The organism is Gluconobacter sp. GP1, assembly GCF_032913585.1.
GTDB lineage: Bacteria > Pseudomonadota > Alphaproteobacteria > Acetobacterales > Acetobacteraceae > Gluconobacter > Gluconobacter cerinus.
The window spans coordinates 220,441-241,355 of sequence record NZ_JASGXC010000002.1 but is presented as its reverse complement, the minus strand read 5'-3'; the positions used below and the strand labels follow the sequence as shown (position 1 = coordinate 241,355).

The window sequence follows — 20,915 nt, the reverse complement described above, 5'->3', positions numbered from 1 at the left end:
TGAAAAATCAGGAAAAGGTTTCCGATGCGGCACCTGAGCGGATGTCCACGGCAGCTTCGTGAACAGCGCGACCGTGAGTGCGCTCCAGACGACGGATCGTGAAATGTGCCCGCGCAAGTGCGCGATAATGGGCGAGGAAGGCAGCGTTAAGCGAAGCACCACACAGCGCACCTGCAACAGGAACCATCTGCAACGCGAACTTCCGCGACAGGCCAATTCCATAATGAGAGGCCACTTCGGAAATCAGCATCACGACCGGGCGTCCACGCAGCAAAGCACGCGCTGAGAAGAACCCGAGCTCCCCATCTTCCTCTTCCTGACGGGCAGGAAAAGTTTTGAGTGCAAACACTTCAAGGCACGCGCGGCGTGTTCCCTCATCACGCAGGTCTTCACCCTCTTCACGGGCAATCCGCGCGATTTCCCGCATGATGGTCAGGGTTGTGAACCCGACGTCAGGGGCCAGTCCAAAAATTCCACCAAAACCACCGACGGCGCCCGATACGGCAACAGCAGCCTGCCCGGCATTCTCACGCCACGGCTCACGAACGAGCGGGACGTCATTCTTGATCCCGACAATCGCAATATTGAAAGCACGTTCAATCGCGATTTCAGCCGTCTTCTGAATTTTCTGTTGCACTGTGGGCGCAAGGCCGAGACCTTTCATCCCGAGTCGCGCAGCCTGCCCGACGGCTCCTCCCATCAGGTCCGCCAGACGGACAAGGACACCACGCCCCTGTTCGACGCGTTCCAGCACGGACTGAAGCTGGGCCAACGAGTCCCCGTCCAGCGCCAGTGATGCAAATTCGCTACTCGGAAGCTGCGAGCCATTCTCTACGGTCATGACGATCAAAACTCCTGTTCGTAAGACCTGAAACCGTTTACCCGATAGCAGGTTTCATATCGCATCACGAAAGCCCCCTGCTTGACGGGTGCCCCGGCCGGGTGTGGAGAAGGACATATTATGAAAACATTTTCCCGCTGGATCCTGTCTGCCCCGCTGGTAGCCAGCCTCCTTGTGACAGCAGCCACACCGGCTCTGTCCGCTCCACATCATGCCCATCGTAGCCACAGTACAGCCGATCTGCCACAGATCCCGCCGTCAACGGCGCATCAGCTGAACAACCCGCCAGAGAAGAACCTGACGCCGGCCCAGCAGGTTGCACTACCCGACGGTGGAGCGCCGCCGCCGCCGCACGGCTATGTTGCCGTGGAAGACTCCGAGGAAAGACTCGCAAATTTCAGCGGTGAAGTGCGGACGCACCTTCCTGTCGGCATGCCGGGCACCAATGCTGAGCAGAAAACCAACGGCACAAACAACCTGCCGTCCCACTTCAGCATTTTCGGTATGCCGGTGAAGTTCAACGCCCCCGTTACGGCGCCCTATCACAGCGAAGATCTTCCCCTCACCTACGCTGGGCACCCGTCTAACGGGCAGACCAATGTTCTCGTCAACGGGGATGCGTCAGACATTCACTGACCGGGAACGGGTCCGTCAGGCGCGGACCCACCCGCCGATTTTCGTCAAATGCCGGAACTCCTGCTCCGTCACCGGAGCGACAGAAAGGCGGGATTGCCTGAGAAGAGCCATCTCTTCCAGAGCCGGATCTGCCTTGATCTGAGCCAGGGTTACCGGAGTCGTGAAAGCACCATTCGCCTTCACATCCACGCAAACCCAACGCGGATCGTCCGCGGTCGGGTCCGGATAAGCCTCTTTCACGACCCTGACGACACCAACGATCTGCTTTTCGCTCACCGAGTGATAGAAAAACGCTAAGTCATCCGTCTTCATGGCCGCAAGATTGTTCCGCGCCTGATAGTTGCGAACGCCGGTCCATGGTTCGATGTCATTACGAACCTGTTCATTCCACGAAAAGGCTTCGGGTTCGGATTTTATCAGCCAGTACGCCACGTCTTTCTCCTGCGGAAAGTTCCCATTTCGCGCTCATTTCCGTGAAACGTGATAACAGTCATAGGAACAATGGGACAATGCGCCCCTTCCGAATGCGTGGGGTTCGGACTATTTCAAGTAGAAATATTTCTCCGAGTTGAGAGTTCCCGTGCGCCCTACGCCCAATCTGCTCCATCGTTATGCCAATCCGGGGCAATTCCTGCGTCTGGCCCGTGCGCTTCAGCCGTGGCTATCCACAGGTGCGATCATCTTCCTGACCGTCGGCATTGTCTGGGGCCTGTTCTTCGCTCCCGCTGACTGGCAACAAGGCGAGACAGTCCGGATCATGTATGTGCATGTCCCGATGGCCTGGCTTGCATCCTCCTGCTACCTCGGTCTCGCAGTCTGCGGGCTTCTCTCGCTCGTATGGCGGCATCCGCTGGCGGATCTCGCCGCCATCGAAATTGGCCCGGTCGGCGCCTGCGCAGCCGCTCTTTGCCTCGTCACAGGTTCCCTCTGGGGACAGCCGATGTGGGGCACCTGGTGGGTATGGGACGCGCGCCTAACGTCGGTGCTCGTGCTGTTTTTTCTATATTTAGGGCACATCGCCCTGATCCGGGCCTTCGATGAACCTGCCCGCGGGCAGCGCGCCGCTGCCATTCTGGCACTGGCCGGCGCCATCGATCTGCCGATCATCAAGTTCAGCGTCCAATGGTGGAATACGCTGCATCAGCCGGACAGCATCACGCTGACCGGTGCACCGACCATGTCCATGACAATGCTCTGGCCGCTCCTCATCACAACCATCGGCTTCACACTTGGTGTCGCCGCTGTCATTTTCGCCCGGCTGAGTGCCGCAATCCACGAGAGCCGCGCGCGTCAGCTGATGGCACGCTCCAGGCTCAACCGTCCGGACAGGTCCGCAGCATGATGCACCTTCCCAATCACTGGCCCTATATCGCCGCAGCTTATGGTCTCACCATCGGCTGCTCGCTGGTTCTCGGTATTGGCGCGGCTTTGCGCCTGCGCCGTGCCAAAGCCCGGCTGGCGGCTGTCGAAAGCCAGCTCCGCCACCGTGAAAGCTCTGCATCATGACCCGCAAGACACGTCGCCTGTGGATTGTCATCGCCTGCCTCGCCTGCATCAGTTCCGCGGCAGCCCTGACGCTGAGGGCCTTCTCGTCCAACATCGTGTTCTTTATGGCCCCGTCTCAGGTCAAGGCCCACCCTCCAGCGCCTGATCGCACGATCCGCTTGGGCGGAATGGTCGTTGCGGGCTCACTGCACCGCATCACGGAACACGATGCCCCGGTAAACTCCTTCAACGTGACGGATGGTCAGGCTTCAGTCGAAGTACACTACACCGGCATCCTTCCTGACCTTTTCCGCGAAGGCCAGAGCGTCGTGGCACTAGGCACGGTACAGAAGGATGGCGGTTTCACGGCCAGCGAAGTGCTCGCCAAGCATGACGAGACTTACATGCCCAAAGAAGTGGCCGAAGAACTGAAGCGTACCGGCAAGTGGGACCCACGCTTTGGTAAAGCCCCTGATGCGGCAAGCTGGGACACCATGACAGCCAAGAAAACCGGAGGCTGAACGCCATAATGTTTGGACCAGAACAGGGCCATTTTGCCCTGGCCCTCGCCTGCGTTCTCGCACTCATTCAGTTTGTCGTTCCCCTCTGGGGCGCTCACAAGCGCAATGCTCGCCTTGTCGCCATGGCGCCATTTCTCGCCGTTTCACAGCTTTTCGCTCTGGCCATCTCTTTCTTCAGCCTGATCATGTGCGCCGTTCGGGATGATTTCTCCGTCCAGAATGTCGCGGCAAACTCCGCTGCCTCCAAACCGCTGTTGTATAAAATCACGGGTGTGTGGGGAAACCATGAAGGGTCCGTTCTGCTCTGGACCCTGATCCTCGGCGTCTGCGGCGCAGCCGTATCGACATTTGGACGCAATCTCCCGGACATTCTCCGTGGCCGTGTTCTGGCCATTCTTGGCGGCGTTTCAGCCGGGTTCCAGCTGTTCTGCCTCCTGACCTCCGACCCATTCGACCGTGTTTTTCCGGCTCCCATGGATGGTCAGGGCATGAACCCCCTGCTTCAGGACCCCGGCCTCGCCTTCCATCCGCCCATTCTCTACACGGGCTATGTTGGCTTTGCCGTCCCATTTGCGTTTGCCGTTGCTGCTTTGCTTGAAGGCCGGGTGGATGCCGCCTGGGGCCGCTGGGTTCGCCCTTGGGCCGTAGCGGCCTGGTGCTTCCTGACCTGCGGCATCGCACTTGGGTCCTGGTGGTCTTATTATGTGCTGGGTTGGGGCGGCTACTGGTTCTGGGACCCGGTTGAGAACGCTTCGCTCATTCCGTGGCTGACCGGAACCGCACTCGTCCATTCCGCCATCGTCGTAGAAAAGCGCGAGGGTCTGAAAATCTGGACGGTTCTGCTGGCTATTGCGACATTCTCATTCTCCCTGTCTGGCACATTCCTTGTCCGCTCAGGTATTCTGAATTCAGTCCATGCCTTCGCGAATGATCCGGCCCGTGGCGTGTTCATTCTGGCACTTCTGGCTCTGGTTATCGGCGGTTCACTCGCGCTCTTTGCATGGCGCGCACCGTCTTTGACATCTGGCGGCCTGTTCTCGCCTGTCTCGCGAGAAGGCTCGCTCGTTCTGAACAATATCCTGCTGTGCTCGATCTGTGCGGTTGTTGTGACAGGCACGATGTACCCGCCATTCATGCAGCTTCTGGCAGGGCGCACCATTTCAGTGGGCAAGCCCTTCTTCGATGCGGCAACCATCCCGCTCACAATTCCGCTCCTTCTGGCCATGGGCGTCGGAACAGCGCTTCCGTGGAAACGGGCGCAACTGGCACGAACATTCTCCCATCTGTTTGTTGCAGCCATTCTCGCGGCTATCGGCCTGGTCCTGTGTTTCTGGAAGTTCTCAGGAGCATTGCCCATCGCCTGTGGCGCTCTGGCGATCTGGGTCATGGCGGCCTCCGTTACGGATGTTCTGCGCCGCATTGGCCTTGGTCATTCCAGCCGCAGTGACATGCTGGCGCGCGCCAAGAGCCTTCCCCGCTCAAGCTGGGGAGCAGCGCTGGCACATATCGGTGCCGGCATTACCGTGCTGGGTCTGTGTGGAATGTCTGGTGCCCAGCATGCGATCGTAGAGATCCATGTTGGCGAGACCCGCAGCCTTGCCGGTGATGACTGGACGCTCGTCAACGTTCATGACTATGCCGGACCGAATTACCGCGCGATGCAGGCAGATATTGCCGTACGCCATAACGGCAAACTGGTCACGATGCTGCATCCGGAAAAGCGGGACTTCACCACACAGAACCAGACCACAACGGAAGTCGCGATCCATACGAACTTCATCACGGATCTTTATGGCGTCGTGGGAGACCGGCACGGAACGGGCGCCGATGCGACCTATGTGCTACGTCTGCACAAGAACCCGCTTGCCCCGTGGATGTGGCTTGGCGGGCTTGTTATGGCCATCGGCGGAGCGTTCTCGCTCTCGGATCGTCGTCTGCGCGTTGGCGCACCGAAGCGGTCTGCCGCACGGACCATGGCCAAAGCCTGAGGAGAGACACGCATGAATGCAACACGACGCGGCCTCCTGACGGCCCTTCCGATTGTTGGCGCTGGCGTTCTGGGCGTCGGGTTCTGGAAAATGCTGCAAGGAATGGAAAGCGGCGGCTTTGACCCGCGGGCCATCAAAAACCCGAATGTTGGCCGCCCTATTCCTGAATTTGCCATGCCAGGTCTGCCCGGACTGGGCGACGGCTTCACCGATAAGGAACTGAAGGCTGAAACACGCCCGGTTCTAGTAAATTTCTTTGCGTCCTGGTGCATTCCCTGCGTTCAGGAGATGCCTGGGCTGCGATCCATTTCCCGCAATATGCCCATCTGGGGCATCGCGTATGAAGACAAGCCGGAAAACGCGAGCGCCTTTGTTCAACGTGATGGCACGCCTTATGCCCGCGTAGCTTCTGACAGACATGGCCGCGTCGCGATCGACTGGGGTGTAACAGGCGTTCCGGAGAGCTTTCTTGTCGCCCCCGGCGGCCGGATTCTCTGGCATGGCAGTGCTGCTCTCGATCCGCAAATCTATGACGCGGAAATTCGGCCGAGGCTTGCAGGACTATGACGAAACGTCTGTTTGGCCTGCTGCTCGCTATGGCACTGGCGGGAGGCGGCATCGCTCTCGCTGTTGATGACCCGTCAGAAATGCTCCCCAATCCAGTGCAGGAAAAGCGTGCGGAAGCCATCGGTGCTCACCTCCGCTGCCTCGTCTGTCAGAATGAGAGCATCGAAGACAGCAGTGCACCGCTCGCCCGCGATCTGCGCAAAGTTGTTCGCGAGCAGGTCGCGGCGGGGAAGTCTGACCAGCAGATCATGGACTGGATGGGAGATCGCTATGGCGAATTCATCCGTCTGGCTCCCCAGTTTTCATGGTCCACAGCCCTGCTCTGGCTGATGCCTGCTCTGGCTTTGATGGCCGGTCTTGTTATTGCGTGGCGTGCGACGAGGCGTCGCATCGTTACACCTGTGCCGCTCTCGGATGATGAGCGTGCACGCCTGGATGCCCTGTCGGGCCGGGAGTAAAGTCTTGTTCTGGTTGGGAATCCTGAGTGTTGCAGCTATCACGCTGCTACCGGCCCTTTATGGCCTCCGCCGCCTCCGCCGCCGCGTGGACGCGCGGGACTCTGCTTTGACGCTCTATCGCGGCCAGCTCGCCGAACTCGATCGGGACCGGGATCTGGGTCTCGTCAACGGAGATGAATACGGGGCAGCCCGCATCGAGGTCCAGCGGAGGCTTCTGGCTGCTGACGAATCTTCCGCCACACCAGACCTGAAAGACACAACGACCCGCTCGAAGCGGTTTCTCCCCGTTCTCGCCGTTGGTCTTGGCATCCCGGTTGCAGCATTTGCGTTGTATATCGTGAACGGGCACCCGTCCCTGCCGCCACAGCCTCTAAGCGCCCGTCAGGTCAAGCCAGACGCTAAAGCCATGGTCATGATCCAGAAGCTTCAAGCGCAGGTCGCCACGATTCCAAAGGACAATCCGACTTACGAGACAGGTCATGTCCTGCTGGGTCAGATCGAGGCGCGCGCTGGCCTGACCTCAGAAGCTATCGCTGACTGGAAGTCCGCTCTGGACATTCATTTCACTCCAGAGCTTGCAATCCAGCTCGCGGAACTCCAGACCCAGAAGGACGGGCACATTTCCGCGAGCAGTCTTGATCTGTATCGCCGTGCCCTGGTGGCCGCCCCGGCTGATGCGCAATGGCGCCTGGCTGTGGAAGCGCGGATCGCCGTCGGTGAACATGAGGAGAATCACGGCCAATGATGGAACCCCTTTCCACAGCCGTCACAATCTGTCCGGTCTGCCGGCAAAAAATCCGGTCGACCGCAGAGCACTGTCCGAATTGCGGTGCTGAACGTCATTTCGGGCCCCGGATGATCGAATCCGCCATCTGTGCCTTCGCAGGGATGGTTCTGCTTTCAGCCGTTTCGACCATGCTCCTCCCGATCTCCCTATGGACGATCGTCTTTGCGGCCGCAGGTCTTTGCGCGGGTTTTCTGTTCTCCCACAATCGCTTCGGTGGGGATCGCTGGCTCGGCCGTTAAAGGCCGACATCTCAGTCAGCAGTTGTCTGTGCTTCAAGCGGAAGCGCCATCTGCTGATTGTCTGCGTCGACAATGCTGGGGAACGTTTTTCACGCGCCCAGCCTCATCTGCACCCCTTCCCCTGTTTTCCCCCTGATCCTTCTGGGATAGTTTCCGCGCAGGCATGAACTCCGTCCTGCAGGAAAGCTCCAGACCGCATGAGCCGTATTGAAACCGATGGCATGGGCCAGATCGAAGTTGCTGATGATGTTCTGTGGGGCGCTCAGACACAGCGCTCCCTGAAATATTTCAGCATCGGCCGCGAACTGATGCCGCAGGAAATGATCGAGGCTTATGCGATCATGAAGCGCGCCTGCGCCTCGGCCAATGCAGCCAGTGGTCGACTGTCCCAGGATCGCGCCGATCTGATCCATACCGTCTGCGATGAGATAATGACCGGGCAGCATAACCGGATGTTCCCGCTCCATGTCTGGATGACGGGCTCTGGCACGCAATTCAACATGAACGTCAATGAAGTCATCGCAAACCGGGCCAGTCAGCTCACGGGTCAGCCGCTGGGTAGCAAGATACCGTTGCACCCGAACGACCACGTCAACATGGCGCAGTCCACCAACTGCAACTTCCCAACCGCCATGCACATTGCGGCTGTTCTGGGTGTACATCGCCGCCTTATCCCTGCCCTCACCAGACTGAGGGATGCCATCGCTGCCAAAGCTGAAGAATGGAAGGATCTGGTCAAGGTTGGCCGCACGCATCTTCAGGATGCTGTCCCCATTACGCTTGGTCAGGAATGGCATGGCTATGCCGGGATGCTGACAGACAATATCGCACGCCTTGAAGCGGCCCGTGATGGCCTCCTTCCACTGGCTCTTGGCGGAACGGCGCTCGGCACTGGCGTTAATACAGATCCCGGATTTGACACCCGCGCCTGCGGAGAAATCGCGCATCTGACGCAACTGGGCTTCACGGCTGGCGAAAACAAATTCGCCCTTCAGGGCGCGCACGATGCACTGGTCCACCTGTCGGGTTGCCTGCGGACTGCGGCGGGAAGCCTGTTCAAAATCGCCAATGACATCCGCCTCCTGGCCTGCGGCCCTCGTGCTGGTTTCGGCGAACTGCTGCTGCCAGAAAACGAGCCGGGCTCTTCCATCATGCCTGGCAAAATCAACCCAACACAGGCTGAAGCCCTGTCCATGCTGGCCCTGCAGGTCATGAGCAATGATGTGGCAGTTGGCCTGGGTGGCGCGTCCGGCATGATCGATATGAACGTGTACAAGCCACTCATGATCCACAACATCATGCAGGGCATCACGCTTCTTCATGATGGGTCAGAGAACTTCCGTCAGCATCTAGTCGAAGGTATTCGCGCTAACGAAGACAAACTGAAGCAGGATCTGGACCGCTCCCTCGTTCTTGTTACGGCGCTTTCTCCCGCCATTGGATACGACAAGGCCGCACAGGTCGCCCATCATGCGATGGAAAAGAACCTGAGCCCGAAGGAAGCTGCTCTGGAACTGGGCTTCATGACAGCCGATGACTATGATCGCGTTGCCAATCCGCGGCTGATGCTGTCTCCCAACATCAAGGCGCCTCAGGGCCAGTAACAAGACAATACCGGCCCCGCATGACGAAAACTTCATGCGGGGCCGGTGGCAGACGAGCATCCGTGCTGGTAGGGCAGAAACAACCCTGCAATTCTCATCGGAGATGACAGACAGATGATGTCCCGCCGCGCGCTGCTGCTTGCCCTGTCCCTTCTTTCACCCGTTTCTGCCTTTCCTGCCCTGGCGGCAGATGCCCCGAAGGACACGCCCAAAGCTGACGCAGCCAAGGCCTCAGACAGCTTTACCGGTGAAGCCGCTCTGCTACCCACTGACTCCGTTACGAAGCATCATCTGAATGGCATCGCCTACACCGCGCATGCTGGCACCCTGACCCTCCGTGGCCCCGATGGGAAGCCGACGGCGCGCATGTTCTACGTGTCCTACACCAAGGATGGCGCAGCGGACGCCAAGCGTCCTGTCTCGTATTTCTTCAACGGTGGCCCCGGTGCCGCAACAGCCTACCTGAACCTTGGCGCCGCAGGCCCGGTCGCCCTGACCATGCCTCCCAAGGATGCAACCGACGGCACCCACGCGAAGCTTGGTGACAATCCGGATAGCTGGCTTCCATTCACGGACATGGTCTTCTTCGATGCCGTGGGCACGGGCTATTCCCGCCCGCTCGATACGGCCAAAGCTGGAGACCAGTTCTACGGCGTCAAACAGGACGCCAGCACGTTTGCCAAGGCCATCCAGCTCTGGACAGCCAAGAACAGTCGCCAGTCCTCACCGCATTATCTGGTGGGTGAAAGCTATGGTGGCATCCGCTCCATTCAAGTCGCCAATGCGCTTCAGATGGAACAGGGAATTCTGTTGAACGGCGTCGTGATGCTGTCGCCTGCCATCGAGATGCCGCTTCTGGACACGGACGAGAACCCTCTGTCTGCTGCCCTCATGATCCCCAGCCTGATTTCGGCGCATGAAAGCCCGAACGTCACCCAACAGTCGGCTGATGCAGCGTATGAATGGGCGATGGGCACTTATCTTCCCAAGGTTGCGGGCAAAATTCCCAGTGGCGAAGACGGAAAGACATTCTACGCCGAAGTCGCTCACCGTACGGGTCTTCCGGAAGATGTGGTGACACGCCAGCATGGTGTGCCGGCTATCGGGTCGCATGACGTCATGTCCCAGAACGGTCGCCTTCACGGCCTGTATGACTTTACGCAGACGATTGCCGACCCTGCGGCAGACGGTCTGGACGAGAGCCCTGACCCAACGCTGTTTGGCTTTGGCCGGGCCTATGGCAACGCGTTCTCTGGTTATGCCGCCAACGACCTCGGTTTCCAGACTCCGCTGACCTATGATCTGCTCTCCTTCAAGGTCAATTCAAGCTGGAAATGGAGCGAGAACGGCCCCGCTCCCATCCATCAGATTCCGGTTCTGAACCGTCTTCTGGCGCTTGATCCCGGTCTGCGTGTGTTCGTTGCAAACGGGTACTACGATCTTGCCTGCCCATTCGGTACAGCCCGCTGGATGAAGGACCATCTGACGGTCGGAGCAGACCGCGTTTCCCTGCATCTCTATCAGGGTGGCCACATGCTCTATACGCGCCCGGCCAGCCGTCATGCCCTGTCTCTGGACGTCGCATCCTGGATGCAGCAGGACGCAATCCAGCAGTAAGCCAAATTGACAACAGGGGGCCGAAAACCTTAAGGTTCACGATATATTCCTGTTGAATTGTCGTATTTTCACAGGGGTTTGCTTTTCGAGCAGCCCCTGCCTAGATGACAAGACCAAACACTTTCTGCATTTCCGCCAAGAGGGATTTTCAGACCTTGACCTTATCGTCGAAGATCTCTCTCCAGTCGGGGCAGCCCCTTTCAGATGCGCTGCTCACATCCTGTGATCGTGAGCAGATCCATCGCCCGGATGCGATCCAGCCCTACGGGCTTCTCCTGATTGCCAAGGCCGATACTCTTCAGATTATTGCCGGCGCAGGCGATCTGGAAGCGCGCCTCAATCCGAACTGGCTGGGCCAGAGCCTACCTGATCTTCTGAACATTCCAGCGGATGGGCTGAAACAGTCAGGCGGCAAGGCCCTGAATAATACCCGGGTCTCCGGCCTGCAGGATGAGACGTTCAATGCCCAGTTCCACGTCTCTGGCGAGCACCTTCTGGTCGAGCTGGAGCCTCTGGACAGTCGTAATTTCCTGACGTGGGAAATCTTCAGCCAGATTGATGCCACAGCTGATCGTTTCGAGCGTTGCCCGGACATTGCCGCCGTGTGCCATCACGGCGCACAGGTCTTCGCGAAGCTGACCGAATTTGATCGTGTGCTTGTCTACCGCTTTCAGGAAGACGGCTCTGGCTGCGTGATGGGGGAAAAGCGCAATGAGGCTTTCCCATCCCTCATGAACCACCACTTTCCGGCCAGCGATATTCCCCGGCAGGCGCGTGCGCTTTATCTGCGCAACCGTATCCGTGTCATTCCAGACATTCATTATGAAGCTGCCCCTATTCGCCCCGTTGAGGCTGGCACCACAGGCATCGACCTGAGTGATGTTCAGCTTCGCAGCATCTCACCCGTTCATTTGCAATATATGTCGAACATGGGCGTGGCGGCCTCAGCCTCCATCTCCCTGGTTGTGGACGGCATTCTGTGGGGCATGATCACCTGCCACAACGCGACACCGCGCATTCTCTCCGAGGACATCAGAGCCGCATGCCGGACGCTCGCTGGCGTCATGTCACGTCAGCTTCGGAACAAGGAAGAACTCATCACGTATCAGGAGCGTCTGCGCCTGAGGAATGCGATTGAGTTCGCGACGTCCCATTTCGACCCTGCCGCGTCCGTAAAGGACAACCTGCAGCGATCCGTCACGGAGTTACGCAGCCTGTTTCCCTGCGATGGCTTTGCAGTCATTGATCAGAAAGAGATCAAAACGTCTGGCAAGGTTCCTGAACATTCGGATCTCCTGGCCATTCGTGACTGGCTCCGCCTGGGCAGCAACGGCGGGATTTTCTGTAGCTCCTGCCTGGGCAAGGACTACCCTCCCGCAGAAATGTGGCCCGAGGCTTCTGCCGGAATTCTGGCCATCACACTGCCTTTCCGAACCTCCCTGACGCTTGTCTGGAGCCGGGTCGAGATCGTTCAGGTCATTGAGTGGGCTGGCAATCCTCACAAGGGAGCGCCTGACCACGACGGGATTCTGCATCCTCGCAAATCTTTTGAGTCCTGGGAGCAGACCGTTCTGGGTCATTCCCATCGATGGACGACAGAACAGAAGCAGGCTGCCCGTCGTCTCCGCCGCAGCCTGATTGCCGATTATCAGACCCAGCAACTCCGTGAGCTGAATGCGACCCTGACGGCAACAGTTCAGGAGCGCGAAAGCCTGATTCAACAGAAAGACTTCCTGATCCGTGAGGTAAACCATCGTGTGCAGAATTCACTGCAAATGGTGGCATCTTTCCTGAAGCTTCAGGCCCGGACGTCCACGAACGAAGAAACCACCGAAGCCCTTTCTGAAGCCCAGCACCGAATTGCGGCCATCGGGCTGGTTCATCGGCGTCTGTATCGTGGCGATCAGATGGGCATGGTTGATCTGAGCCGCTACCTTGAAGAGTTGATGGAAGAGCTCTGCTCTTCACTTGGCGAGGAATGGCAGGCGCAACTTCGCATGGTTCTATCACCCGTCTCCATTTCGGCAGACCGCGCCATCAATGTAGGGCTGGTGCTGACGGAACTAGTCATCAATGCCAGCAAATATGCCTACGGTGGCCAGGCCGGTCCGCTTTACCTCTCGCTTTCCGTCACTGGCGACCGTCTGACGCTGACTGTTTCCGATCAGGGCCGTCATGATATCAATCTGAACGGAAATGGTTTCGGGACACGCATGATGAAGGCTGTCGTCGGAAGCCTTGGTGGTACCCTCACCTATACGCCGCTTTCCCCGGGCCTTGAGGCTGTCATGGCTGTGCCGCTCGACATCAACGGACCTGCCTCAGCGCATGAAGACATTCCTGACGGTCTGTATTCCTGAAAGCATCTTTCCGAGCACAAAAAAAGCGCCTGCTCCCTCATGAGAGCAGGCGCTTTTTTTATAAGGTCGCAATAGAGCGAATATCACTCAGGAAACCAGATTACCTTCTTTGTCCACGAGCGTGATCGGATAATCACCCGTGAAACAGGCATCGCAGTAGCGACCTGCGCCATCCGTACGACTTTCATGACCCAGCGCCCGATAGAGGCCATCAAAACTGATGAAGGCGAGGCTATCCACGCCAATAACGGCCGCCATTTCTTCCATCGTATGGGTTGCCGCCATCAGCTTGCTCTCTTCGGGCGTATCAATGCCATAGAAGCAAGGATGGCGCGTTGGCGGGGACGTAATGCGCATATGCACTTCCGTCGCACCGGCCGCGCGCACCATATCCACAATCTTGCGAGACGTCGTTCCACGTACAATCGAGTCATCGACCAGAACGACCCGACGTCCAGCCAGAACCGGACGATTGGCGGAATGCTTCATCTTCACGCCAAGATTCCGGATCTGATCCGTTGGCTCAATGAATGTCCGGCCGACGTAATGATTGCGGATAATGCCCAGCTCAAACGGGATACCGCTCTCAGCCGCATATCCGATCGCAGACGGTACGCCGGAGTCCGGCACTGGCACGACAACGTCTGCTTCGACTGCCGTCTCGCGTGCCAGCTCTGCACCGATGCGCTTGCGGGCTTCATAGACAGGCTGGCCTTCAAGCACTGAATCAGGCCGTGCAAAGTAGATGTATTCAAAAACACAGAAGCGCCCACCCTGATCGCCAAACGGGCGAAGGGACCGAAGCCCCTCAGAGTTTATCACCACGATTTCGCCGGGCTCGATGTCCCGAACATATTCCGCACCAATGATGTCGAGCGCACAGGTCTCACTGGAAAGAACCCAGCCACCATTCGAATCTTCGTAACCCGGCATCCGACCCAGAACCAGCGGACGAACGCCCAATGGGTCACGCATGCCAATCAGGCCGTCATCGGGCGTCAGGGTAATGAGGGAGTAAGCCCCCTTCACCTGCTTGACGGCGTCAATGAAGCGATCGAGCACGGTGGTATAGAGGGAAATGGCGATGAGATGGATGAAGACTTCCGTATCCGTGGAGGAATGGAAGATACATCCGCGCTTTACCAGCGCCTGCTTCAGTGTGGCAGAATTGGTCAGATTTCCGTTATGGGCAACGGCCAGACCACCGAACTCGTAATCCGCATACAGAGGCTGCACATTCCGGACATGCGTTCCGCCTGTGGTAGCGTATCGGTTATGACCGATGGCAACACTCCCAGGCAGCGTTGCCATGACACGGCTGTCTCCGAAGACATCACCGACCAGCCCCAGACCTTTGTGCTGATGGAACCGTTCGTTATCGAAACTGACGATTCCGGCAGCTTCCTGACCACGATGCTGAAGCGCATGGAGTCCAAGAGCGGTCAGGGCAGACGCATCAGGCACGCCCCAGACGCCGAAAACGCCACATTCCTCGTAAGGACGGTTGAGAGTATCGGAGGCAGTCATGCAGTTCGGCCTTTCCGGACTGGGTTCACAACGACGCGTCATGACCGCTTGTGGGCGGCGATGCAAGATGTGGTTGCAATGAATGTGGCAGATAACCGGCAAGTCGGGATGCTCCGGCCTCAATATATGGCCCGGTGAAGCTTCCCTGCATCAGGTAGGAGGTCCAGGACCCGAAAAAAGACCCCGCCAGCAGATAAAGTGCGATCAGCATCACATATCCGCGCAGAATGCCGAAAATAGCGCCCAATATGCGGTCTACGCCGCCAAAAAGAGTGCCCCTCACCGCTGCACCCACACGCCCGGCAATCGTCGTCAGCGTCAGCAGGATGACGATGAACAGGACTGCCGCGCTTGCGCTCTCCGCCAACCAGCTCTCATGCAGATAGGGAGAAATCCATGGAACCAGGGCAGCATGGAACCGATAGGTGAGAATGACGGCCGAAGCCCAGGCGACAAGCCCGGAAAGCTCTGTGGTAAAACCGCGTGTCAGCCCCCAAAGAGCAGACAGACCAATCACGATCAGCACGCCGATATCCAGCCGGCTCAGGTCATCCGGCGAAATATGAGACAGATCTGGAAGAGAGGGCATGGCTCAGGGCAATTTGGTGGAACGGTAGTGGCCGCCTTTACGCGGTCGGATGCCATTAGCACGAAGTTCTTCCGCAAGGCGGATTCTTTCGTTCAGTTCTGCCCAGACCTGATCAGCTTCAACGCCGCGAGCTTTCCACACCTTCTCAAGAAGACCGACGAAAGCCGCACTTTCACGGACCAAACCGGCGCGATCATTGACCATGACATGCAGAACGCAGTTTGAAGCCGAATTGCCCAGCCGGGTCGCCAGTTTCGTGACTTTGCGGGTTTTCCGGAATGGGAGAAGGTCTTCCTTAAGCGGCATCACTCTATGATGAGGGTGATGGCCTATGGACGCAAGGCCATCACCCTCAATCATTCCGCGTCAGGTGTTATTCCGCAATCGTTTCTACTTCATTTTCCGGAACATAAAGTTTTGCACCATGTTCCTGAAAGACTTCACTCATCTGCGCCATCCCATCCTGACGTTCTGCCTCACGGCGAATGTCATGGCTGATCTTCATGGAGCAGAACTTCGGGCCGCACATCGAACAGAAATGCGCCGTCTTGTGAGCCTCTTTTGGAAGCGTTTCGTCGTGGAAGCTCCGTGCCGTATCCGGGTCCAGCGCCAGATTGAACTGATCTTCCCACCGGAACTCGAACCGTGCACGGGACAGTGCGTCATCCCGCAACTGAGCTGCTGGATGCCCCTTTGCCAGATCAGCAGCATGAGCCGCAATCCGGTAGGTTATGACACCCGTCTTCACGTCTGAGCGGTCCGGCAGACCCAGATGCTCCTTCGGTGTCACGTAGCAAAGCATCGCCGTCCCGAACCAGCCAATCATGGCCGCCCCGATACCCGACGTGATGTGATCATAGCCCGGCGCAATGTCGGTCGTTAGCGGGCCAAGCGTATAGAACGGCGCTTCGCCACATTCCTTAAGCTGCTTGGTCATGTTGACCTTGATCTTGTGCATCGGCACATGACCTGGCCCTTCAATCATGACCTGGCAGCCCTTTGCCCAGGCCACTTTCGTCAGTTCACCCAACGTCGTCAGTTCAGCAAACTGCGCCGCATCATTTGCGTCGGCAATCGACCCCGGACGCAGCCCATCCCCCAGGGAAAAGGTGATGTCATACCGGCGCATGATGTCGCAGATTTCTTCGAAGTGCTCGTAGAGAAAGCTCTCACGATGATGCGCCAGACACCAGGACGCCATGATGGAGCCACCACGGGAGACAATTCCCGTCGTACGCTTTGCTGTCAGCGGGATGTGCTGAAGGCGGACACCAGCATGAATTGTGAAATAATCCACGCCCTGCTCGGCCTGTTCGATCAGCGTGTCGCGGAAGATCTCCCACGTCAGCTTCTCAGGAACACCATTCACCTTCTCCAGCGCCTGATACAGCGGCACCGTGCCGATCGGCACTGGAGAGTTCCGCATGATCCAGTCACGGATGTTGTGAATGTTTCGGCCTGTAGAGAGATCCATCACCGTGTCCGCGCCCCAGCGGATGGACCAGACCAGTTTTTCCACCTCTTCGGCCGCAGAAGACGTCACAGCCGAATTGCCGATATTGGCGTTCACCTTCACAAGGAAGTTGCGGCCAATAATAACCGGCTCAAGTTCCGGATGGTTGATATTGGCGGGAATGACAGCCCGCCCCCGCCCCACTTCTTCGCGCACGAATTCTGGCGTGATGAACGCTGGAATTTCCGCACCGAAATCTTCGCCATCTGCCCGGCGCTCTTCCGCTCCCTCTGCCATTTCAGCACGGCAGACGTTTTCGCGATGAGCAATATAGATCATCTCTTCCGTGATGATCCCGGCCCTTGCGTATTCATACTGCGTGACGTGCTGTGCACCCTCACCCGAATAGACTTCGTGCGGTGCCGGACACGCTGGAACAGCTTGCGCCTCGCTTGCGAAGCCGTTGTCTTCCGGCTTGACGGCCCGCGCTGCAACCCGCTCGAAGCCCCGCTTGGCAAGCCATTCTGCACGTGGAGCCGAGAGGCCCTTCGTCACATCAATCGTGACAGACGTGTCTGTATAAGGACCAGACGTGTCATAAACTCTGACAGGCGCTTCATTCGCTGACGGATGCAGCGCAATTTCGCGATATGGAACCAGAATATCCGGGCGTCCCGGCGCTTCGGACCACTTCTTGCAGGAACCCTGAATCGGGCCTGTCGTCACATGGCCTACAGCTGGTCTCTGGTTCAGATTTTGTGGAATGTCACCCATGTTCGCCCCCTCTGAGGCAGAGGGAGCAACAGCACGCACCGCTGGCAAAGCCAGTTTCGTTGTGTCTCAACACCATTCCCTCCGCCGGTTCTAACCGGATCAGGTTTCCCGGATGCAGGATGCACCCGGCAGGGTCGTCACACCGCAGACCTTACAGTCCTTCAGTGACCTCTCAGCTTCTTTTGGCGAAGCTCCCCCTGGTAGGGGCCACACTCATCGCATCAGCTTCGTCCTGTCAATGCGTTTCACCGTGAAGTGAGCCGGGGAAACAGCTATGACCTGCTTTACGTTTTGAGGAGACACGCTCTTGAACCTGTATGTTTTCTATCTCGGTGGCGCAGCACCCGGCGCGAACATCGAAGTTCATGATGTTCAGTTTGCAATCGCGAACAAGCCGGAAGATGCTTATCCATCACTTGCAGAACACTGGTTTGGGGTTCGGAATTCCCTGCACGTCGATGCCTACGGCATCATCACATGGGCGGACGGACACGCCGTCACACTCAGTCCTGAAAAACCTGCAGGCGCCCAATCACTCTATTTCATCAATATGGGTGGATATGCGGCCGGTGAGTTGAAGGAAGAGCACGCTTTTACCTTCCTCGTCGCCGCATCGGCAGAGGATGCCAAGGCAAAGGCCAAAAAGACCCTATTACCGGGCTATGACCATCGCCACCGCGACAACTTCATGGAAGTGGATGACTGCCTGCCTCTGGAACAGATTGACGGGCTTTATATCCATCTGACTCCACAGGACGACGGGCACCCTGTCACAGCGCTTTGGCAAGGCTACCGAAAGATCTGACGTCCCTGCGCTATATCTCACGGAGCTACTCATGCCTCACCAGATGCCGGTTTACCTGTTTTCCTACGGAACACTCCAGCAACCCGAGGTTCAGCTTTCCTCATTCGGTCGCCTGCTGCATGGCGAGGAGGATGCGATGACGGGCTATCAGGCGTCGATGATGGAAATCACGGATGCTGCTGTCATCAAGGCCAGCGGCAAACGCTTTCATCCTGTTATTCACCCGAGTGACAATCCACAGGACGAAATCACAGGGCAAGTCTTCTGCATCACTGAAGCTGAGCTTCTTGCTGCGGATGCTTATGAAGTGTCCAGCTACAAGAGGGTGCAAGTTACACTGCGCTCAGGCAAAAATGCGTGGGTCTACGTGCTCGCCTAACCAGCTTGGAATCAAAAAAGGCAGCCAGTGACCCGGCTGCCTTTTCCAGAATTCAGAACGCTGGCCTACCTGACTTCAGGCAGCCTCAGAGCGCTTGAGCTGACGTTCGCACCAAAGCGTAGAGAGTGCTTCAACCAGTTCGTCAATTGCTTCGTTTGTATGAAGCGGCGTCGGCGTCAGACGCAGACGCTCCGTTCCGCGCGGGACGGTCGGGAAATTAATCGGCTGGATATAATGCCCGAAGCGGTTCAGCAACTCATCGGAGAGATCCCGACATAGCTCAGCCTCGCCCACCATGACGGGTACGATATGGCTCGGATTGCCGACATGCGGAATGCCTGCCTTGTCCAGAGCGGCCCGCAGATAGGCTACAGCGCGCTGCTGTCCTTCACGTTCTGCGCTGCTGCGCTTGAGATAACGGACGCTGGCCAGCGCACCCGCAGCAATCATCGGCGGCAGAGCCGTGGAGAAAATGAAGCCTGAACCGAAAGAGCGCACGAAATCGCAAAGCGGTGCAGAGGCAGCAATATAGCCACCCACGACGCCATAACCCTTGCCGAGCGTCCCTTCGATCACCGTCAGACGATGGGACAGGCCCAGCTTCTCAGCAACGCCTGCACCGTGATCACCATACATGCCCACGGCATGAACTTCATCAAGGTAAGTCATGGCGCCGTATTTGTCGGCCAGATCACAGAACGCTTCGATCGGGGCGATATCGCCATCCATGGAATAGACGGACTCGAACGCGATGATCTTGGGGACGTCTGCTGGAAGTTCCTTCAGGCGACGCTCCAGATCTTCCACATCGTTGTGACGGAAAATCTGCTTTTCAGCGCGGGAATGACGGATGCCCTCAATCATGGAGGCATGGTTCAGTTCATCAGACAGAACCACACAGTTCCGCAGACGGCCCGCAATAGTGCAGAGCGTTACCCAGTTGGACAGATAGCCCGAGTTGAAAAGCAGGGCACTTTCTTTCCCGTGAAGGGAAGCCAGCTCTTTTTCCAGTTCCACATGATAGTGGTTCGTGCCGGAAATGTTGCGCGTTCCACCTGCGCCAGCGCCCGTCTCATCAAGGGCATCATGCATCGCCTTGAGGACTTCCGGGTGTTGCCCCATGCCGAGATAATCGTTGGAACACCACACTGTGACGTCACGACCGAGCCCATGATGATAGGCTTTCGGGAAATTGCCGGACCGGCGCTCAAGTTCCGCAAAGTAACGGTAGCTGCCATCGGCGCGCAGACCGTCCAGGGCGGACTGGAACATCGCATCATAATTCATCGCGTTTTCTCCTGCGCGGCACTGTAATCCTGTGAAATCTTTCCGCCAAGGGCCTGCTCCAGATAGGCCAGCAGAACACGGAGCCGCGCAGGCATCTGCATCCGGGTGGCACCACACCCCACGACCATGAACCAGACCGACAGAACACTGCCCCGCCACCTGGGCAGAACCTCAACCAATCGCCCCGCATCCAGATCCCTCCGCAGCATGAAATCTGGCAGAAGCGCTAGGCCTGAGCCATTTCGGAGCGCGGGCAAAAGCATGTCCCCACTATTCACCATCATCCTGCTTCGCAGACGAACAGAGGCCTGCTGGCCGCTCTCATGCGTAAGTCGAAGCAGGTCTGGCAGATCGGAATTCGCGTAGAGCAACCCTGCATTGCCTGAAAGATCTTCCGGCTTTTCGATCGTCCCGAGTCTCTCCTTCATCTGTGGCGAACAGACCAGCCGCATCACGGAACGACAAAGAAGATGAGCTCCTCCGTTGGTTACGGGGGCGAGGTCTCCCGGTGTGATGCGGACGGCTGCTTCAAACCGGCCACTCAGCAGATCGACGGTCCGATCATCCAGATCAATCTCCATGGAAATATCCGGATACCGGTCCATAAATTCCGGCAAAACAGGTCCGAGAATATCCAGCCCGAACCCCATGGGAGCCGCCAGGCGGATCGTTCCTCTCGGGCTGACTGAGCCTTCCCGTAATTCTGCTTCCAATCCTTCGCCATCAGCCAACATCCGCCGGGCACGTTCCAGGCACGCAACTCCGGCCGATGTCAGGGAAAGATGACGCGCACTCCGCTGAAAGAGAGTCGTTTTCAGGCGATGCTCCAGACGCGCAATCACCTTGGACACTGTAGGCGGGGACAGCCCAAGAGTGCGCGCGGCAGAGGCAAACGAGCCGCTTTCAGCGACACGGGCAAAAACAGCCCAGCCTTCCAGATCGGGGAGCATACAGCCTCTCTAAGATGCGCTTTATGGAAACTTTACATTTCCATCAAT

General features: G+C 57.9%; 22 protein-coding genes and 1 riboswitch. Of the genes, 14 read left to right on the top strand and 8 right to left on the bottom strand.

Annotated features, from left to right (window positions below):
- Nucleotides 1-7: 7 nt before the first annotated feature.
- Nucleotides 8-841 carry an EcsC family protein gene (locus R5H23_RS05690; protein WP_215768406.1) on the bottom strand — a complete coding sequence of 278 codons (834 nt, stop codon included), beginning with the start codon at nucleotides 839-841 and terminating at the stop codon, nucleotides 8-10.
- A 120-nt stretch (nucleotides 842-961) separates the two neighbouring features.
- On the opposite strand from R5H23_RS05690, the gene R5H23_RS05685 reads away from it, so the two are divergent.
- A complete protein-coding gene (locus R5H23_RS05685; RefSeq protein WP_099210700.1) occupies nucleotides 962-1,477 on the top strand; it encodes a hypothetical protein in 516 nt (171 codons plus the stop codon).
- 15 nt (nucleotides 1,478-1,492) lie between these two features.
- On the opposite strand, the gene R5H23_RS05680 is transcribed toward R5H23_RS05685, so the two are convergent.
- On the bottom strand, nucleotides 1,493-1,909 hold the full coding sequence (locus R5H23_RS05680) for an EVE domain-containing protein (protein ID WP_099210702.1): 417 nt from the start codon (nucleotides 1,907-1,909) through the stop codon (nucleotides 1,493-1,495).
- A 148-nt stretch (nucleotides 1,910-2,057) separates the two neighbouring features.
- On the opposite strand from R5H23_RS05680, the gene ccmC reads away from it, so the two are divergent.
- The 11 genes from ccmC (at nucleotide 2,058) to R5H23_RS05625 (ending at nucleotide 13,103) form a co-directional block, all read left to right on the top strand.
- The gene (gene ccmC, locus R5H23_RS05675; RefSeq protein ID WP_203548383.1) at nucleotides 2,058-2,819 is read left to right on the top strand and encodes a heme ABC transporter permease CcmC; all 762 of its coding nucleotides are present in this window, start codon (nucleotides 2,058-2,060) and stop codon (nucleotides 2,817-2,819) included.
- Entirely contained in the window at nucleotides 2,816-2,983 is a 168-nt protein-coding gene (locus R5H23_RS05670; RefSeq protein WP_143412318.1) for a heme exporter protein CcmD, read from the top strand. Before ccmC ends, R5H23_RS05670 begins: the two co-directional genes overlap by 4 nt.
- Complete coding sequence (gene ccmE / locus R5H23_RS05665) at nucleotides 2,980-3,483, top strand: cytochrome c maturation protein CcmE (RefSeq protein ID WP_064273832.1); 504 nt, start codon at nucleotides 2,980-2,982, stop codon at nucleotides 3,481-3,483. The genes R5H23_RS05670 and ccmE overlap by 4 nt, the downstream gene beginning before the upstream one ends.
- A gap of 8 nt (nucleotides 3,484-3,491) precedes the next feature.
- On the top strand, nucleotides 3,492-5,471 hold the full coding sequence (locus tag R5H23_RS05660) for a heme lyase CcmF/NrfE family subunit (RefSeq protein WP_215768405.1): 1,980 nt from the start codon (nucleotides 3,492-3,494) through the stop codon (nucleotides 5,469-5,471).
- Nucleotides 5,472-5,483: 12 nt separating this feature from the next.
- Nucleotides 5,484-6,038: a DsbE family thiol:disulfide interchange protein gene (locus tag R5H23_RS05655; RefSeq protein WP_046899968.1), complete on the top strand. Its 555-nt coding sequence runs from the start codon at nucleotides 5,484-5,486 to the stop codon at nucleotides 6,036-6,038.
- On the top strand, nucleotides 6,035-6,496 hold the full coding sequence (locus tag R5H23_RS05650) for a cytochrome c-type biogenesis protein (protein ID WP_317214775.1): 462 nt from the start codon (nucleotides 6,035-6,037) through the stop codon (nucleotides 6,494-6,496). The genes R5H23_RS05655 and R5H23_RS05650 overlap by 4 nt, the downstream gene beginning before the upstream one ends.
- A 4-nt stretch (nucleotides 6,497-6,500) precedes the next feature.
- On the top strand, nucleotides 6,501-7,241 hold the full coding sequence (ccmI, locus tag R5H23_RS05645; protein ID WP_317214774.1) for a c-type cytochrome biogenesis protein CcmI: 741 nt from the start codon (nucleotides 6,501-6,503) through the stop codon (nucleotides 7,239-7,241).
- On the top strand, nucleotides 7,238-7,522 hold the full coding sequence (locus R5H23_RS05640; protein ID WP_046899971.1) for a hypothetical protein: 285 nt from the start codon (nucleotides 7,238-7,240) through the stop codon (nucleotides 7,520-7,522). Before ccmI ends, R5H23_RS05640 begins: the two co-directional genes overlap by 4 nt.
- Before the next feature lie 197 nt (nucleotides 7,523-7,719).
- Nucleotides 7,720-9,126, top strand: a complete 1,407-nt coding sequence (locus R5H23_RS05635; protein WP_317214773.1) for a class II fumarate hydratase — start codon at nucleotides 7,720-7,722, stop codon at nucleotides 9,124-9,126.
- A 114-nt stretch (nucleotides 9,127-9,240) separates the two neighbouring features.
- Nucleotides 9,241-10,743 (top strand): S10 family peptidase, encoded by a 1,503-nt coding sequence (locus R5H23_RS05630; protein ID WP_086634375.1) that lies wholly within the window; start codon nucleotides 9,241-9,243, stop codon nucleotides 10,741-10,743.
- 155 nt (nucleotides 10,744-10,898) lie between these two features.
- Nucleotides 10,899-13,103 carry a histidine kinase dimerization/phosphoacceptor domain -containing protein gene (locus tag R5H23_RS05625; protein ID WP_317214772.1) on the top strand — a complete coding sequence of 735 codons (2,205 nt, stop codon included), beginning with the start codon at nucleotides 10,899-10,901 and terminating at the stop codon, nucleotides 13,101-13,103.
- Nucleotides 13,104-13,190: 87 nt separating this feature from the next.
- On the opposite strand, the gene purF is transcribed toward R5H23_RS05625, so the two are convergent.
- The 4 genes from purF to thiC are packed head-to-tail and all read right to left on the bottom strand — an operon-like array spanning nucleotide 13,191 to nucleotide 17,446.
- Nucleotides 13,191-14,630, bottom strand: coding sequence for an amidophosphoribosyltransferase (purF, locus tag R5H23_RS05620; RefSeq protein WP_046899973.1), 1,440 nt, complete (start codon nucleotides 14,628-14,630; stop codon nucleotides 13,191-13,193).
- A 25-nt stretch (nucleotides 14,631-14,655) separates the two neighbouring features.
- Nucleotides 14,656-15,219: a CvpA family protein gene (locus R5H23_RS05615; RefSeq protein WP_086634374.1), complete on the bottom strand. Its 564-nt coding sequence runs from the start codon at nucleotides 15,217-15,219 to the stop codon at nucleotides 14,656-14,658.
- A 3-nt stretch (nucleotides 15,220-15,222) separates the two neighbouring features.
- Nucleotides 15,223-15,579 carry a hypothetical protein gene (locus tag R5H23_RS05610; RefSeq protein ID WP_086634373.1) on the bottom strand — a complete coding sequence of 119 codons (357 nt, stop codon included), beginning with the start codon at nucleotides 15,577-15,579 and terminating at the stop codon, nucleotides 15,223-15,225.
- 13 nt (nucleotides 15,580-15,592) lie between these two features.
- Nucleotides 15,593-17,446: a phosphomethylpyrimidine synthase ThiC gene (thiC, locus tag R5H23_RS05605; RefSeq protein ID WP_317214771.1), complete on the bottom strand. Its 1,854-nt coding sequence runs from the start codon at nucleotides 17,444-17,446 to the stop codon at nucleotides 15,593-15,595.
- 58 nt (nucleotides 17,447-17,504) lie between these two features.
- Nucleotides 17,505-17,654: riboswitch (TPP riboswitch) on the bottom strand.
- A 99-nt stretch (nucleotides 17,655-17,753) separates the two neighbouring features.
- Between thiC and R5H23_RS05600 the strand changes: the two genes are divergently transcribed.
- Complete coding sequence (locus tag R5H23_RS05600) at nucleotides 17,754-18,251, top strand: DUF1543 domain-containing protein (protein ID WP_317214770.1); 498 nt, start codon at nucleotides 17,754-17,756, stop codon at nucleotides 18,249-18,251.
- Between the two features lie 31 nt (nucleotides 18,252-18,282).
- On the top strand, nucleotides 18,283-18,630 hold the full coding sequence (locus R5H23_RS05595) for a gamma-glutamylcyclotransferase family protein (protein ID WP_249207414.1): 348 nt from the start codon (nucleotides 18,283-18,285) through the stop codon (nucleotides 18,628-18,630).
- 75 nt (nucleotides 18,631-18,705) lie between these two features.
- Here the strand turns inward: R5H23_RS05595 and hemA are convergent, their stop codons facing one another.
- Together hemA and R5H23_RS05585 are read right to left on the bottom strand one after the other, a co-directional pair.
- Nucleotides 18,706-19,917 carry a 5-aminolevulinate synthase gene (gene hemA / locus R5H23_RS05590; protein WP_317214768.1) on the bottom strand — a complete coding sequence of 404 codons (1,212 nt, stop codon included), beginning with the start codon at nucleotides 19,915-19,917 and terminating at the stop codon, nucleotides 18,706-18,708.
- Nucleotides 19,914-20,867 (bottom strand): LysR family transcriptional regulator, encoded by a 954-nt coding sequence (locus R5H23_RS05585; protein WP_317214767.1) that lies wholly within the window; start codon nucleotides 20,865-20,867, stop codon nucleotides 19,914-19,916. The genes hemA and R5H23_RS05585 overlap by 4 nt, the downstream gene beginning before the upstream one ends.
- Nucleotides 20,868-20,915: the final 48 nt, after the last annotated feature.

Excerpts from the sequence above, each read along its gene's own strand:
- R5H23_RS05690 (WP_215768406.1), bottom strand. The coding sequence starts at position 841 with ATGACCGTAGAGAATGGCTCGCAGCTTCCGAGTAGCGAATTTGCATCA.
- R5H23_RS05685 (WP_099210700.1), top strand. The coding sequence starts at position 962 with ATGAAAACATTTTCCCGCTGGATCCTGTCTGCCCCGCTGGTAGCCAGC.
- R5H23_RS05670 (WP_143412318.1), top strand. The coding sequence starts at position 2,816 with ATGATGCACCTTCCCAATCACTGGCCCTATATCGCCGCAGCTTATGGT.
- ccmE (WP_064273832.1), top strand. The coding sequence starts at position 2,980 with ATGACCCGCAAGACACGTCGCCTGTGGATTGTCATCGCCTGCCTCGCC.
- R5H23_RS05660 (WP_215768405.1), top strand. The coding sequence starts at position 3,492 with ATGTTTGGACCAGAACAGGGCCATTTTGCCCTGGCCCTCGCCTGCGTT.
- R5H23_RS05655 (WP_046899968.1), top strand. The coding sequence starts at position 5,484 with ATGAATGCAACACGACGCGGCCTCCTGACGGCCCTTCCGATTGTTGGC.
- R5H23_RS05650 (WP_317214775.1), top strand. The coding sequence starts at position 6,035 with ATGACGAAACGTCTGTTTGGCCTGCTGCTCGCTATGGCACTGGCGGGA.
- R5H23_RS05640 (WP_046899971.1), top strand. The coding sequence starts at position 7,238 with ATGATGGAACCCCTTTCCACAGCCGTCACAATCTGTCCGGTCTGCCGG.
- R5H23_RS05635 (WP_317214773.1), top strand. The coding sequence starts at position 7,720 with ATGAGCCGTATTGAAACCGATGGCATGGGCCAGATCGAAGTTGCTGAT.
- R5H23_RS05630 (WP_086634375.1), top strand. The coding sequence starts at position 9,241 with ATGATGTCCCGCCGCGCGCTGCTGCTTGCCCTGTCCCTTCTTTCACCC.
- purF (WP_046899973.1), bottom strand. The coding sequence starts at position 14,630 with ATGACTGCCTCCGATACTCTCAACCGTCCTTACGAGGAATGTGGCGTT.
- R5H23_RS05615 (WP_086634374.1), bottom strand. The coding sequence starts at position 15,219 with ATGCCCTCTCTTCCAGATCTGTCTCATATTTCGCCGGATGACCTGAGC.
- R5H23_RS05610 (WP_086634373.1), bottom strand. The coding sequence starts at position 15,579 with ATGATTGAGGGTGATGGCCTTGCGTCCATAGGCCATCACCCTCATCAT.
- thiC (WP_317214771.1), bottom strand. The coding sequence starts at position 17,446 with ATGGGTGACATTCCACAAAATCTGAACCAGAGACCAGCTGTAGGCCAT.
- R5H23_RS05595 (WP_249207414.1), top strand. The coding sequence starts at position 18,283 with ATGCCTCACCAGATGCCGGTTTACCTGTTTTCCTACGGAACACTCCAG.
- hemA (WP_317214768.1), bottom strand. The coding sequence starts at position 19,917 with ATGAATTATGATGCGATGTTCCAGTCCGCCCTGGACGGTCTGCGCGCC.
- R5H23_RS05585 (WP_317214767.1), bottom strand. The coding sequence starts at position 20,867 with ATGCTCCCCGATCTGGAAGGCTGGGCTGTTTTTGCCCGTGTCGCTGAA.